The sequence below is a fragment of the Pseudomonas wadenswilerensis genome, from assembly GCF_900497695.1.
Taxonomy (GTDB): Bacteria; Pseudomonadota; Gammaproteobacteria; order Pseudomonadales; family Pseudomonadaceae; genus Aquipseudomonas; species Aquipseudomonas wadenswilerensis.
Genome location: NZ_UIDD01000006.1, coordinates 155,429 through 169,910, shown reverse-complemented (window position 1 = coordinate 169,910; position 14,482 = coordinate 155,429). Strand labels below are relative to the sequence as shown.

The following is a 14,482-nucleotide window of genomic DNA, read 5'->3' as shown; positions in this document are numbered from 1 at the left end:
GCAACGCTTGGAGCTCGACCTCCCGTGCCTGTTCTGCGTCTACCGCACCTGCCGGCCACTGCCGGCAAACAAACCTGGGGCAACCTGCCGGGCGCCGCCCTGAGCCTGGCCATTGCCGAAGCGGCCAGTGCCGCCAAACGCTTCACCCTGCTGCTGACCGCCGACAGCCAGAGCGCTGACCGCCTCGAGCAGGAGCTGCGTTTCTTCGCGCCCGAGCTGCCGGTGCTGCCGTTCCCCGATTGGGAAACCCTGCCCTACGACCTGTTCTCGCCGCACCAGGACATCATTTCCCAGCGGATTTCCAGCCTGTACCGGCTGCCGGAGCTCGATCACGGCATTCTCGTGGTACCGATCACCACGGCCCTGCACCGCCTGGCGCCGACGCGCTTCTTGCTCGGCAGCAGCCTGGTCCTGGACATCGGCCAGAAGCTTGATGTCGAGCAGATGCGCACGCGCCTTGAAGCCAGCGGCTACCGCTGTGTCGACACGGTGTACGAGCATGGCGAATTCGCCGTGCGCGGCGCCTTGATCGACCTGTTCCCGATGGGCAGCAAGCTGCCGTACCGCATCGATCTGTTCGATGACGAGATCGAGACCCTGCGTACCTTCGACCCGGAAACCCAGCGCTCGATCGACAAGGTCGACTCGGTGCGGCTGTTGCCGGCCCGCGAGTTCCCGCTGCAAAAAGATGCAGTGACGCGCTTCAAGGCGCGCTTTCGCGAGCGTTTCGATGTCGATTTTCGCCGCTGCCCGATCTTCCAGGACCTGTCCAGCGGCATCACTCCGGCCGGTATCGAGTACTACCTGCCGCTGTTCTTCGAAGACACCTCGACCCTGTTCGACTACCTGCCCCAGGACACCCAGGTGTTCTCCCTGCCGGGCGTCGAGCAGGCTGCCGAGCACTTCTGGAGCGATGTGCGCAACCGTTACGAGGAGCGCCGCATCGACCCGGCGCGGCCATTGCTGCCGCCGGCCGAGCTGTTCCTGCCGGTGGAAGACTGCTTCGCCCGGCTGAAAAGCTGGCCACGGGTGGTGGTCAGCCAGGATGACGTCGACAGCGGCGTCGGCCGCGAGCGCTTTGCCGCCCAGGTCCTGCCCAACCTTGCCATCGAAGCCAAGGCCAACCAGCCATTGGCGGCGCTGTCGGGCTTTCTTGAGCAATTCCCCGGCCGCGTGCTGTTCACCGCCGAGTCGGCGGGCCGTCGCGAAGTGCTGCTGGAGCTGCTTGAGCGCCTGAAGCTGCGCCCGCAAACCGTCGACAGCTGGAGCGCCTTCGTTGCCGGCAAGGAGCGCCTGGCAATCACCATCGCGCCGCTGGACGAAGGCCTGCTGCTGGATGAGCCGGCCATTGCCCTGGTCGCCGAGAGCCCGCTGTTCGGTCAGCGGGTGATGCAGCGCCGGCGCCGCGACAAGCGCAGCGACGCCAACAACGATGCGGTGATCAAGAACCTCACCGAGCTGCGCGAAGGCGCGCCGGTGGTGCATATCGACCACGGTGTCGGCCGCTACCTGGGCCTGGCCACCCTGGAGATCGACAACCAGGCCGCCGAGTTCCTCACCCTCGAATACGCCGAGGGCGCCAAGCTCTACGTGCCGGTGGCCAACCTGCACCTGATCGCCCGCTACACCGGTAGCGACGACGCCCTGGCGCCGCTGCACCGGCTCGGCTCCGAAACCTGGCAGAAAGCCAAGCGCAAGGCCGCCGAACAGGTGCGTGACGTGGCCGCCGAACTGCTCGACATCTATGCCCGCCGCGCCGCGCGCAAAGGCTATGCCTTCGCCGACCCGTCGGTGGATTACGCCACCTTCAGCGCCGGTTTCCCCTTCGAGGAAACCCCGGACCAGCAGAGCGCCATCGAAGCGGTGCGCGAGGACATGCTCGCGGCCAAGCCGATGGACCGCCTGGTGTGCGGCGACGTCGGCTTCGGCAAGACCGAAGTGGCCATGCGCGCCGCGTTCATCGCCGTACACGGCGGCCGCCAGGTAGCGATCCTGGTCCCCACCACCCTGCTCGCCCAACAGCACTACAACAGCTTCCGCGACCGCTTTGCCGACTGGCCGGTAACGGTCGAGGTGATGAGCCGCTTCAAGTCGCCCAAGGAAGTCGCCGCTGCGGTGGCGGACCTGGCCGAAGGCAAGATCGACATCGTCATCGGTACCCACAAGCTGTTGCAGGACGACGTCAAGGTCAAGGACCTGGGCCTGGTGATCATCGACGAAGAACACCGTTTCGGCGTGCGCCAGAAAGAGCAGCTCAAGGCCCTGCGCAGCGAGGTGGACATCCTCACCCTGACCGCCACGCCGATCCCGCGCACCCTGAACATGGCCGTGGCCGGCATGCGCGACCTGTCGATCATCGCCACGCCGCCGGCGCGCCGGCTGTCGGTGCGCACCTTCGTCATGGAGCAGAACAAGAGCACGGTCAAGGAGGCACTGCTGCGTGAGCTGCTGCGCGGCGGCCAGGTGTATTACCTGCACAACGATGTGAAGAGCATCGAAAAATGCGCCGCCGACCTTGCCGAGCTGGTACCGGAAGCCCGCATCGGCATCGGCCACGGGCAGATGCGCGAACGCGAACTCGAACAGGTGATGAGCGACTTCTACCACAAGCGCTTCAACGTGCTGATCGCCTCGACCATCATCGAGACCGGCATCGACGTGCCAAGCGCCAACACCATCATCATCGAGCGTGCCGACAAGTTCGGCCTGGCCCAGTTGCACCAGTTGCGCGGCCGGGTCGGGCGCAGCCATCACCAGGCCTATGCCTACCTGCTCACCCCGCCGCGCCAGCAGATCACCCCGGACGCCGAGAAGCGCCTGGAAGCCATCGCCAACACCCAGGACCTGGGGGCTGGCTTCGTCCTGGCCACCAACGACCTGGAAATCCGCGGCGCCGGCGAGCTGCTCGGCGAAGGCCAGAGCGGGCAGATCCAGGCGGTCGGTTTTACCCTGTACATGGAAATGCTCGAGCGCGCGGTCAAGGCCATTCGCAAAGGCACCCAGCCGAACCTCGACCAGCCGCTGGGCGGTGGCCCGGAAATCAACCTGCGTTTGCCGGCGCTGATTCCCGAGGACTACCTGCCGGATGTGCATGCGCGGCTGATCCTCTACAAGCGCATCGCTTCGGCGGTGGACGAAGACGGCCTCAAGGACCTGCAGGTAGAGATGATCGACCGCTTCGGCCTGCTGCCGGAGCCGACCAAGAACCTGGTGCGCCTGACCCTGCTCAAGCTGCAGGCAGAGAAACTCGGCATCAAGAAGGTCGACGCCGGGCCCAATGGCGGCAAGATCGAATTCGAGGCCGAGACCCCGGTCGATCCGCTGGTACTGATCAAGCTGATCCAGGGCCAGCCCAAACGCTACAAGTTCGAAGGCGCCACCCAGTTCAAGTTCCTGGTGCCGATGGAGCGCCCGGAAGAACGCTTCAACAACCTTGAGGCGCTGTTCGAGCGCCTGACCCCACAATCTGCGTGAAGGAAGATCCATGCGTGCAATGCGTAGCCTGACCCTGCTGCTGGCGCTGATTGCCCCGGCGGCATTTGCCGATGGCACTTTTCAGGTCGAAATGATCCTGGTGCGGCAGAACGCCGTGCCGGCAATCACCAGCAAGTCGGCCCCGGAAGACTGGCGCAACGGCGCCCAGGTCGTCGCCGAGGCTGACCTGCGCCAACCGGTACTGAATGACGAGGCGGCCAAGCTTGCGGCCGACCCACAGTACACCGTGCTGCTGCACAAGGCCTGGAAACAGGACGCCGGCACGGTGGCGATCAGCGATGGCGAAGAACACTTCGGCCAGTTCCCCATCGCCGGCAACCTGACCCTCAAGGAAGAGCGTTTCATCGCAGCGGATGCCAACTTCTGGGTCAACCAGTTCGACGGCAATGGCAGCGTGATCCAGAGCGAGCCGCTCAAGCAGAGCAACAGCAACATCAAAAATGGCGAGCTGACCTTTCTCGACGGCGGCCACCTGGCCCTGCTGCTCAAGGTCACAGCCAACCGGCCAGTGAGCGCGCCGACGCCTGCGCCGGAGATGATGGAGCAGTAGCCGGATGCCCGCCCTTGGAAAACTGGCTCGACAGACTGGCCAAGCCGTCAGCCACGTCGGGCGCATGCTGGTGTACGAGCTGGACCTGATGCCAGAGGGCAAAGCCTCGATTACCCCGTACACCTGCAACCGCCGCAAGGATGGCAGTACTACGTTGATCCGGCCGAGGAAAGGATTGGCCGCCTGCGCCACAGCTATGATCAAGTCATTGCTTCGTACCTCGCTTCGGCGCCGGTGGTTCCGCAAAGCCAGGTGGTAAAATTCAGCCACCGGATCCACACCCTCAATCGGCAGATCCCCACCCCCAGAACATTGAGCGAGAAGATCATCGACGGTATTGCCCCCACGCCCCACCTGATTCTGGGCAGCCACGAATTCAGCGCCTACGTGCCGCAAACCGGCAGGATGCAGCGCCAGCACCAGCACCGGGCGGCGCTGTCGTTCAACTATGACGGCATTCGCGCCAGCGGCAGGCAAGGCAAGGAAGTCACCCGCCTGGATGGCACCACCAGCCAACGCATACAGCGCCACACCGAGATCGAAAGCCAGATCCGCCAGACCCTTCAGCGCCTGGGTTTCAAGGTCGCCACCCGGCAGAGCAAGGCCTTGCCGGAGAGCGCCGGCGACCTGCTGGAACTGGCTTCCGAAGCGGCCTGGCTGCGCTTCATGCTCAACGACCTGCCCGCCCTGCGCGAGCAAGGCTGGGAGATCGAGTACACCGACGACTTCGCCTTCAATCTCGCCGAGGTTGACGACTGGTACGCGCAGATCGACGAGGCCAGCGGCCGCGACTGGTTCGACCTGGAACTGGGCATCGAGGTCAATGGCCAGCGCCTGAGCCTGCTGCCGATCCTGCTCAACGTACTGCGCAGCCATCCGGAACTGCTCAACCCGGCGCAATTGCACAAGCGCCGCGATGATGAACAGTTGCTGGTGCAGATTCCCGCCCCTGCGGGCGAAGCACGGCGCAGCCTGCAAGTGGCCCTGCCCTACGGCCGCCTCAAGCCGGTACTGGCAACCCTCGGCGACTTCTACCTGCGTGAGCCCGGTGAAACCAGCGTGCGCCTGCCCACCCTCGACGCCACCCGCCTCAACGCCCTGGAAGACCTGCCGCTGAGCTGGCAAGGCGGCGAGCGGGTACGCGGCCTGGGCGAGCGCCTGCGCGATATCCGCCTGCAGCCGGCGCAAACCCCGGATGGCCTGAATGCTATCCTGCGCCCCTATCAGATCGAAGGCCTGAGCTGGATGCAGGCCCTGCGCGAGCTGGAGGTCGGTGGCATCCTCGCTGACGACATGGGCCTGGGCAAAACCCTGCAGACCCTCGCCCACCTGCTCAGCGAAAAGAACGCCGGGCGCCTGACCCGTCCGGCCATGGTGGTGATGCCCACCAGCCTGATCCCCAACTGGCAGGACGAAGCCGAACGCTTCGCCCCCGGCTTGCGGGTTCTGGCCCTGCAGGGCATCGGCCGGCGCAAGCATTTCGACAACCTGCAGGACTACGACCTGCTGCTGACCACCTATGCCCTGCTGCCCAAGGACCTGGCGCACTTCAAGGGCCTGATGCTGCATGTGCTGATCCTCGACGAGGCGCAGTACATCAAGAGCCCGGGCAGCAAGGCGGCCCAGGCGGCGCGTCAGCTCGAAGCCCGCCAGCGCCTGTGCCTGAGCGGCACGCCGCTGGAAAACCACCTGGGCGAGCTGTGGTCGCTGTTTCACTTCCTGCTGCCTGGCTGGCTGGGTGATGCCAAAGCCTTCAACCGCGACTACCGGGTGCCGATCGAGCGCCAGGGCAATGGCGAACGCCTGCAGCACCTCAACGCCCGGATCAAACCCTTCCTGTTGCGCCGCACCAAGGAACAGGTGGCCACCGAACTGCCGGCCAAGACCGAGATGATCCACTGGGTCGAGCTCAGCGATGCGCAGCGCGACGTGTACGAAACCATGCGCCTGGCCATGGACCAGAAAGTCCGTGCGGAAATCACCCGCAAGGGCGTGGCGCGCAGCCAGATCATCATCCTCGAAGCGCTGCTCAAGCTGCGCCAGGTGTGCTGCGACCTGCGCCTGATCAACAGCGAGGCCTCGACCGCTCGGGGCGCTCATTCAGGCAAGCTTGCGAGCCTGATGGAGATGCTCGAAGAGCTTCTCGCCGAAGGCCGGCGGGTGCTGCTGTTTTCGCAGTTCACCAGCATGCTGCGATTGATCGAGGCAGAGCTGCAGCAACGCGGTATCGCCTACGCCCTGCTGACCGGCGAAACCCGCGATCGCCGGGCGCCGGTGCAGGACTTCCAAAGCGGCCAGCTGCAGATCTTTCTGATCAGCCTCAAGGCCGGCGGCGTTGGCTTGAACCTGACCGCGGCTGACACCGTGATCCACTACGACCCGTGGTGGAACCCGGCAGCGGAAAACCAGGCCACCGACCGCGCTTATCGCATTGGCCAGGAGAAGCCGGTGTTCGTCTACAAGCTGATTACCCGGGGCACGGTGGAAGAGAAGATCCAGCAGTTGCAGCAGGAGAAATCGGCGCTGGCGGCGGGTGTGCTGGATGGACGGCAGGCGGGGGACTGGCGTTTGGCGGCGGAAGATATCGATGCGCTGTTGGCGCCGTTGCCGGGGAAGCGGCACGGCGCTAGTGCGCGGTGAATCCATCGCTGGCAAGCCAGCTCCCACACGGACCCTGTGGGAGCTGGCTTGCCAGCGATGGGCTGCAACGCAGCCCTGCAATCAATCTACCAGTTGAGCTTCCTTGAGCGCCCCAAGCGCCTCCAGCCAGCGCGGCTGTTGACGATAGTCGGTACGGGCAAAGCCCTGCCCGCGCATCTGCGCGATACGTGGCGAAGGTTTGACCTTCAGGCGCTGGGCCGCTGTCAGCGCAAGCTCGGCTGCTGCCCGGTCATTGCACACCAGGCCCATGTCACAGCCGGCGCTCAGCGCCGCCTCGATTCGACTGGCCGCGTCACCGACCACATGGGCACCGGCCATGGACAGGTCGTCACTGAAGATCACCCCATTGAAACCCAACTCGCCGCGCAGGATGTCCTGCAGCCAGCGCCGGGAGAAACCGGCCGGCTGGTTGTCGACCTGTGGATAGATCACATGGGCCGGCATCACCGCCGCCAGCTGCCCACTCAAACGAGTGAACGGCACCAGATCGGCCGCGCGGATCTGCTCCAGGCTGCGCTCATCGGTGGGAATCGCCACATGGGAATCGGCCTCGGCCCAGCCATGGCCGGGGAAATGCTTGCCACAGGCGGCCATGCCCGCGGCGTTCATACCGCGGATAAAGGCACCGGTCAGTAGCGTGGCGCGCTGCGGATCACCTTCGAAGGCGCGGCTGCCGACCACGGCGCTGCGCTGGTGATCGAGGTCCAGCACCGGAGCGAAGCTCAGGTCCAGGCCCACCGCCAGCACTTCGGTGGCCATCAGCCAACCGCATTGCTCGGCCAGGTATTCAGCATTGTCGTTATCGGCAATCGCACGCATCGCCGGCAGGCGTACAAAACCCTGGCGCAGGCGCTGGACCCGACCACCCTCCTGGTCCACCGCCAGGATCAGCTCCGGGCGAATGGCGCGGATCGAAGCGCACAGCTCGCGCACCTGGCGCGGGCATTCGATGTTACGGGCGAAGATAATCAGGCCGGCCACTTCGGGCTGGCGCAAAAGCTGGCGGTCCTCGGCGGTCAGCCAGGTACCGGCGATGTCGACCATCAGGGAGCCTTGCAGGCTGGCACTCATAATTGATCCTTCAGTTGACGCTGATGTGAGCCCATTGGGGGCATGCGGCTTCGTCGATCTGCACCGGGCAATGCACCGGCACCTGGTCGAACAGGCTCAGCAGGTCGGCGTTGCGCAAGCGCACGCAGCCATGGGACAACGGCACGCCCATAGGTTCACTATCGGGAGTGCCATGCAGGTAGATGTAACGACGAAAGGTGTCGACCGGCCCCAGGCGATTGATGCCCGGCTCACAACCGCTGAGCCAGAGTATGCGCGTGAGGATCCAGTCGCGACCGGGAAATTGTTCGTGCAGTTCAGGCGACCAGGTTTCGCCGGTCCAGCGTCGACCTCGCAACACCGCGCCTTGCGCCAGGCCGGCACCGATCTTGGCGCGCACCTGATGGCGCCCACGCGGCGTGCAGCCCGAACCTTTGAGCTCACCGGCACCGTTGCGCGCGGTGGACACCTCAAGACGCAGGCGCAACTGCCCCTGGGCGAACCCATAAAGGCATTGATCAGCGAGGGAAATGTGCAGGAAATCGAGACTGGCCATGGGGCGCTAGCTTAGCCGATGCGGCTCGCCGCGCCCAGCCGTGACGTCAGGCCTTGGCGGCGACCGGGGTGCTGCCGGACTTGCTGCGTGGGCGCAGTTGTGCGGCAGCCATGGCCTCGTCGGTGACGCCACTGTCGGCGCGCATGCCGGCGGCCAGGAACGGCACCATCAGGCGCATGACCTGTTCGATCGAGGTATTGATACCGAAATCGGTTTCGGCAATGGCGCGCAACGCCTTGATCCCGGACATGCTGAACGCCGCGGCGCCGAGCATGAAGTGCACGCGCCAGAACAACTCGATCGGCGGAATACGCGGTGCGGCTTCGTTGACCAGCAGCATGTAGCGGCGGAACACCTTGCCGTACATGTCTTCAAGGTAACGCCGCAGGTGGCCCTGGCTCTGGCTGAAGGCCAGGCCCAGCAGGCGCATGAAGATCGACAGGTCATTGCCGCTGCGTGGCTGCACCACCAGCGCCTGCTCAACCAGCATCTCCAGCAGCTCTTCAAGGGTGGGCTTTTGTTCGGGGCGCGCCTGGCGGCGCTCCAGCTCGCGCTCAAGGCTCGCGCAGAAAGGCCCGAGGAAGCGCGAGAAGACCGCCTGAATAAGGGCCTTCTTCGAACCGAAGTGGTAGTTCACCGCAGCCAGGTTGACGCCGGCCTTGCTGGTGATCAGCCGTAATGAGGTTTCGGCAAAACCTTTTTCCGCGAACAGCTGCTCGGCAGCATCGAGAATGCGTTCTACGGTTTCCGACTGGGCCATGACTACTCCGCCTGACAAACACTTGTTTGAAACATACGTTTCAAAGCGGTGTTTTGTCAAGTCCGTGCAGCCGTTTTGCGGCCATGCGGTCACGTATTAAACCATAGCTGCAAGCCACAAGCTGCAAGCTGCAGGAGCGCCCATGCGCCGTTTCTTGAAGCTTGGCGCTTGCAGCTTGCCACCCACTGTATATAATCCCAGTCACTGTATAAAAAGACAGAGCGATCGACATGCTAAAACTGACGCCACGCCAAGCTGAGATTCTGGCTTTTATCAAACGCTGCCTGGAAGACAACGGCTTCCCGCCGACCCGCGCGGAAATCGCCCAGGAACTGGGCTTCAAGTCGCCCAACGCCGCCGAGGAACACCTCAAGGCCCTGGCCCGCAAGGGTGCGATCGAAATGACCCCGGGGGCGTCACGGGGCATTCGCATCCCCGGCTTCGAAGCCAAGCCCGACGACAGCGGCCTGCCGATCATCGGCCGGGTGGCAGCCGGTGCGCCGATCCTCGCCCAGCAACACATCGAAGAATCCTGCAACATCAACCCGGCGTTCTTCAACCCCCGCGCCGACTACCTGCTGCGCGTTCACGGCATGAGCATGAAGGACGTCGGCATCGTCGACGGCGACCTGCTGGCCGTACACACCTGCCGCGAAGCCCGTAACGGCCAGATCGTCGTTGCCCGCATTGGCGATGAAGTCACGGTCAAGCGCTTCAAGCGCGAAGGCAGCAAGGTCTGGCTGATTGCCGAGAACCCCGAATTCGCCCCCATCGAAGTCAACCTGAAAGACCAGGAGCTGGTGATCGAGGGCTTGAGTGTCGGCGTCATACGCCGGTAAAGGAGGCATCATGCAGTTTCCCCCTGCGTCACAGAACGTACCGCTGCAAGCACAATTGCCACTGTTCGAAGCATTCCTGGCCCAGCCGGTGCTGCCCGGACTGAAAAACGCCAAGCCAGCGCCCCACCCCGGCGCGGCCCAGGTTTTCAGCGAGCTGTCTTTGCGTGGCGCACTGGGTAGCTGCCAGAGCCTGCTGGCCCCGATGCTGCGTGAACTGAGCGAGTTGAGCGAAGAACATGACGCCCGCTGGCTAACCCTGATCGCCCCACCCGCCAGCCTGACTCAGGCCTGGCTGCGCGAGGCCGGCCTGAACCGTGAGCGCATCCTGCTGCTGCAACCACGCGGCAACCAGAGCGCACTGCAACTGGCCTGCGACGCCCTGCGCCTGGGCCGTAGCCACACCGTGGTCAGCTGGCTCAACACCGTCAGCAGCAGCGCCCGCCAGCAACTGAGCAATGCAGCTCGCGCCGGAGACGCACAAAGCCTGAACATCCGCCTCGGCTGATACTCAGGTCTGTTTCAACAGTTGATTTCGCCAGGCTTCCTCAGGACGAGGAAGCCGCACAGGCGATCAGTGCAGGACTCGCGGCCCTTCGTCGCGATCGATCTCGCCTTCTACCAGCTTGCCAGCCATCTGCACGCCAACACTGAGCATGGCCTTGGCCACTTCCACGTGCTGACCTTGCAAAAAGGCTTTGGCGTCCTCGGAGAAATCCAGGGTTACCAACGAACCCTCGTCCTCGGCGCGGCGCAGCTCGATCCGGCCATCAGGCAACTCGACAATTTCTAGAAAGGACGTTGGCATAAAGGGCTGTTCTCCACGAAAGGCCGGCATTGTACCAGCCACCGCCCCAATCAGCACTCACTCAAGCCTTCACGAAAACGAACCGTGAGGCCCTTGAGATTCTGCCGCCAGCTTTCCAGCTCTTCACGCGACAGCGCTGGCGCCTCGGGTTCATCGAGGCTCACCGCCTGGATCAGCGGCTGGGTAACGTCGGTTTTTGGCGCTTTTTTCGCGACCGGCGGTCGGAACAAATCGGCATAAGCGCTGAGCAGTTGCGCCAGCCAGGTTTCGCGTTGCTCGGCCAGTTCCACCAGTTCGGCCATTTCCGGGATGGCGATGGCTTCAAGGACTTCGCGGGTGAGCAGCAGCTCGGCACGGGGAGCGCCCGCCTGGGGTAAGCGGTAAAACCCGGCAATCTCGTGACATAAGCTCAACAGCGCGCCGTAGAGGTGGAACAGCGCCGATTCACGCTCGGCCTGGATCAGCGCCTGGGCATTCATGGCCCGGCTCTCCTGCGCCTTGCCAAGGGCTTCGAGGGCCAGGCCTGCGAAGAAAATCTTCTGGTTGGTGCGGGTGTAGAGTTCCTGGGCCATCTGGGTGCCCTCCGAAAGGCTGCAAGGCGGTCTGTGAGTGTCACGGATTGCCCTGCCCTACTGCAAGTCTAGGTGGCGACCGCTTTGCGGTCGATCGCCGGCAAGGCCGGCTCCCACAGAGTCGGCGGCGATTGCACTCCCTGTGGGAGCCGGCCTTGCCGGCGATGGGCCGCGAACAGCGGCCCCAAGCTCGATCAGCGCTTGTCTTCGACCTTCCAGGCATTGCCGTCGTAGAACGCACGCCAGCCAGTCGGCTTGCCATCAACCTCGGTCTGCACGTACTGCTCCTTGGTCTTGCGGCTGTAGCGGATCACCGCCGGGCGACCGTCCGGGTCTTTCTTCGGCGCTTCGCAGAGGAAGTGGTACTTCGGATCGATCTCGTCCTTGTGCGGGATGATCTCGATCACCAGCGGTGCGCGGGTCTCGCGGTTTTTCGGGAACTGACTGGCAGCCAGGAACAACCCCGAAGCGCCGTCACGCAACACGTAGGTGTCGTTGACTTTCTCGCACTTGAGCTCCGGCATCTTCACCGCATCCATCTTCGGCGGCGCCGCCTCGCCGCTCTTGAGCAGCTTGCGGGTGTTCTTGCACTCGGCGTTGGTGCAACCGAAGAACTTGCCGAAACGGCCGGTCTTGAGCTGCATCTCGCTACCGCACTTGTCGCATTCCAGGCTCGGCCCTTCATAGCCCTTGATGCGGTAGTTGCCCTCTTCGATTTCATAGCCGGTGCAGTCCGGGTTGTTACCGCAGATGTGCAGCTTGCGCTTCTCGTCGAGCAGGTAAGCATCCATGGCTGTCGAGCAGATCGGGCAACGGTGCTTGTTGAGCAGCACCCGCGATTCCGATTCACCCTCGTCGTCGGCCGCGATTTCATCGCCCGGGACCAAGTTGACGGTGGCCTTGCAGCGCTCTTTGGGCGGCAGGCTGTAGCCCGAACAGCCAAGGAACACGCCGGTGGAGGCGGTGCGGATCATCATCGGCCGGCCACATTCCTTGCAGGCAATGTTGGTCAGGGTCGGCTGGTTGGCACGCATGCCCTTCTCGCCGTCTTCGGCCAGCTTCAGCTTGTTGCTGAAGTCGCCATAGAACTCGTCCAGCACGTTTTTCCAGTCGCGTTCGCCCTGGGCCACGTCATCGAGGTTCTCTTCCATGCCGGCAGTGAAGCCGTAGTCCATCAGGTTGGAGAAGCTCTCGGACAGGCGCTCGGTGACGATGTCGCCCATCTTCTCGGAGTAGAAGCGGCGGTTGTGCAGGGTCACATAACCGCGATCCTGAATGGTCGAGATGATCGCAGCATAAGTCGAAGGACGACCGATACCGCGTTTTTCCATCTCCTTGACCAGGCTGGCTTCGGAGTAACGCGCTGGTGGCTTGGTGAAATGCTGGCTTGGGTCGATCTGGATCAGCTTGAGCACTTCGCCCTGGTTCATTTCCGGCAGCACATCGTCATCGCCCGGCTTGCTCTGTTGCGGCAGCACGCGGGTGTAACCGTCGAACTTGAGGATACGGCCCTTGGCACGCAGCTCGAAGTTGCCTGCGGTGACGCTGACGGTGGTCGACAGGTACTGCGCCGGTGGCATCTGGCAGGCCAGGAATTGACGCCAGATCAGCTCGTACAGACGCTCGGCATCGCGCTCCATGCCGCTGAGCTTGGTCGGATGGGTGTTGACGTCGGATGGACGAATCGCTTCGTGCGCTTCCTGGGCACCCTCTTTGCTGCCGTAGACGATCGGCGCTTCGGGCAGGTACTTCTTGCCGAACTCGGTTTCGATGTAGCTGCGGGCCATTTCTACCGCATCGACCGAGAGGTTGGTCGAGTCGGTACGCATGTAGGTGATGTAGCCGGCTTCGTACAGACGCTGGGCCATCATCATGGTTTTCTTTACGCCGAAGCCCAGGCGGTTGCTCGCGGCCTGCTGCAGGGTCGAGGTGATGAACGGCGCCGACGGCTTGCTGCTGGTCGGGCGGTCTTCACGCTTGGCCACGGTGTAGCTGGACGACTTGAGCTGCGCCAGCGCTGCCATGGCCTGGGCTTCATTCAGCGGCTTGAAGGCTTCGCCGTTCTCGCGGGCCACCTCGAAACGCACCTTGGCGTCCTTGGCAGTGCCCAGGTCGGCGTGCACTTCCCAGTATTCCTCGGGGATGAAGGCACGGATCTCGCGCTCACGCTCGACCACCAGCTTCACCGCTACCGACTGCACGCGGCCGGCGGACAGGCCACGGGCGATCTTGGCCCACAGCAGTGGCGAGACCATGTAGCCCACCACGCGATCGAGGAAGCGTCGTGCCTGCTGGGCGTTGACCCGGTCGATATCCAGCTCGCCAGGCTGCGAGAACGCTTCCTGGATAGCTTTCTTGGTGATTTCGTTGAACACCACGCGCTTGTAGCGGCTGTCGTCACCACCGATGGCTTCGCGCAGGTGCCAGGCAATGGCTTCCCCCTCGCGATCCAAGTCGGTTGCGAGATAGATGGTGTCGGCATCCTTGGCCAGGCGACGCAGCTCGTCGATGACCTTCTCCTTGCCCGGGAGAATCTCGTACTTGGCTTTCCAGCCGTGGTCAGGGTCGACACCCATGCGCGCGACCAGCTGCTTGCGCGCCTTCTCTTTCGGCGACAGGGCCGGCGCCTCGCCCGCGGCGGCCTTGCCGCGCTTGGCGGCAGGCTCCTTGCTGGCGCTGGCCGAACCGCTGGTGGGCAGGTCTCGGATATGGCCGATACTCGACTTCACCACGTACTGGCTGCCCAGGTACTTGTTGATGGTCTTGGCCTTAGCCGGGGATTCCACAATGACCAGCGATTTGCCCATGGATCGGAAAATTCCTGAATACTGAAAATAAAAACACGGCAGGTACCTGACGCGGCACCGCTATATATAGTGGCAACAGAGTGAGGTCAAGCGCGGGGCTTTAGCCACCCTTGGCTTCGGACCCGGAAATCAGCCCGGTTTCAGCCTTGACCAAAGCAAAGCGCGGCACTTGCTCGCCGTCAACCTCGACCGACTCGAGAAACATCGAAAGCGGTCGCACCCAAAGGCCGAATTCACCGTACAAGGCCTGGTAGAACACCACCCATTCCTCGGTTTCGGAATGGCGCGCGGCGCCGAACACACGATACTCAGGCCCCTTGTAATGCCGGTATACGCCTGGTTGTATCTGCATGTTGCTCACCCTCTTGAAAAAAAATTCCTGCAAAA

12 protein-coding genes are annotated in these 14,482 nt (G+C 63.6%); 5 read left to right on the top strand and 7 right to left on the bottom strand.

The annotated features are described in order from the left end of the window. The first annotated feature begins 24 nt into the window (after positions 1-24). The 3 genes from mfd to CCOS864_RS09565 all read left to right on the top strand — a co-directional run bounded on the left by mfd (position 25) and on the right by CCOS864_RS09565 (position 6,685). Complete coding sequence (gene mfd, locus CCOS864_RS09580) at positions 25-3,474, top strand: transcription-repair coupling factor (protein WP_115086090.1); 3,450 nt, start codon at positions 25-27, stop codon at positions 3,472-3,474. A gap of 10 nt (positions 3,475-3,484) precedes the next feature. Then, positions 3,485-4,045 carry a CsiV family protein gene (locus CCOS864_RS09575; protein ID WP_115086089.1) on the top strand — a complete coding sequence of 187 codons (561 nt, stop codon included), beginning with the start codon at positions 3,485-3,487 and terminating at the stop codon, positions 4,043-4,045. Between the two features lie 294 nt (positions 4,046-4,339). After that, a complete protein-coding gene (locus tag CCOS864_RS09565; protein ID WP_415842529.1) occupies positions 4,340-6,685 on the top strand; it encodes a DEAD/DEAH box helicase in 2,346 nt (781 codons plus the stop codon). A gap of 81 nt (positions 6,686-6,766) precedes the next feature. On the opposite strand, the gene nagZ is transcribed toward CCOS864_RS09565, so the two are convergent. Genes nagZ through CCOS864_RS09550 form a run of 3 tightly spaced genes read right to left on the bottom strand, consistent with a single transcriptional unit; the run spans position 6,767 to position 9,072 of the window. Continuing rightward, positions 6,767-7,765, bottom strand: a complete 999-nt coding sequence (gene nagZ / locus CCOS864_RS09560; protein WP_208644370.1) for a beta-N-acetylhexosaminidase — start codon at positions 7,763-7,765, stop codon at positions 6,767-6,769. A gap of 22 nt (positions 7,766-7,787) precedes the next feature. Beyond that, positions 7,788-8,312 (bottom strand): L,D-transpeptidase, encoded by a 525-nt coding sequence (locus CCOS864_RS09555; protein WP_115086085.1) that lies wholly within the window; start codon positions 8,310-8,312, stop codon positions 7,788-7,790. Positions 8,313-8,358: 46 nt separating this feature from the next. Beyond that, positions 8,359-9,072, bottom strand: coding sequence for a TetR/AcrR family transcriptional regulator (locus CCOS864_RS09550; RefSeq protein ID WP_115086084.1), 714 nt, complete (start codon positions 9,070-9,072; stop codon positions 8,359-8,361). A 230-nt stretch (positions 9,073-9,302) separates the two neighbouring features. Between CCOS864_RS09550 and lexA the strand changes: the two genes are divergently transcribed. After that, positions 9,303-9,911: a transcriptional repressor LexA gene (lexA, locus tag CCOS864_RS09545; protein ID WP_115086083.1), complete on the top strand. Its 609-nt coding sequence runs from the start codon at positions 9,303-9,305 to the stop codon at positions 9,909-9,911. 10 nt (positions 9,912-9,921) lie between these two features. Continuing rightward, positions 9,922-10,416 (top strand): SOS-induced cell division inhibitor SulA, encoded by a 495-nt coding sequence (gene sulA, locus CCOS864_RS09540; protein WP_115086082.1) that lies wholly within the window; start codon positions 9,922-9,924, stop codon positions 10,414-10,416. A 66-nt stretch (positions 10,417-10,482) separates the two neighbouring features. On the opposite strand, the gene CCOS864_RS09535 is transcribed toward sulA, so the two are convergent. The 4 genes from CCOS864_RS09535 to CCOS864_RS09520 form a co-directional block, all read right to left on the bottom strand. Beyond that, positions 10,483-10,716, bottom strand: a complete 234-nt coding sequence (locus CCOS864_RS09535; RefSeq protein WP_115086081.1) for a hypothetical protein — start codon at positions 10,714-10,716, stop codon at positions 10,483-10,485. Positions 10,717-10,766: 50 nt separating this feature from the next. After that, the gene (locus CCOS864_RS09530; protein WP_115086080.1) at positions 10,767-11,288 is read right to left on the bottom strand and encodes a DUF6586 family protein; all 522 of its coding nucleotides are present in this window, start codon (positions 11,286-11,288) and stop codon (positions 10,767-10,769) included. 194 nt (positions 11,289-11,482) lie between these two features. Then, positions 11,483-14,095, bottom strand: coding sequence for a type I DNA topoisomerase (gene topA / locus CCOS864_RS09525; RefSeq protein WP_115086079.1), 2,613 nt, complete (start codon positions 14,093-14,095; stop codon positions 11,483-11,485). A 100-nt stretch (positions 14,096-14,195) separates the two neighbouring features. Next, positions 14,196-14,447, bottom strand: a complete 252-nt coding sequence (locus tag CCOS864_RS09520; protein WP_038999245.1) for a DUF1653 domain-containing protein — start codon at positions 14,445-14,447, stop codon at positions 14,196-14,198. Between the last annotated feature and the right edge of the window lie 35 nt (positions 14,448-14,482).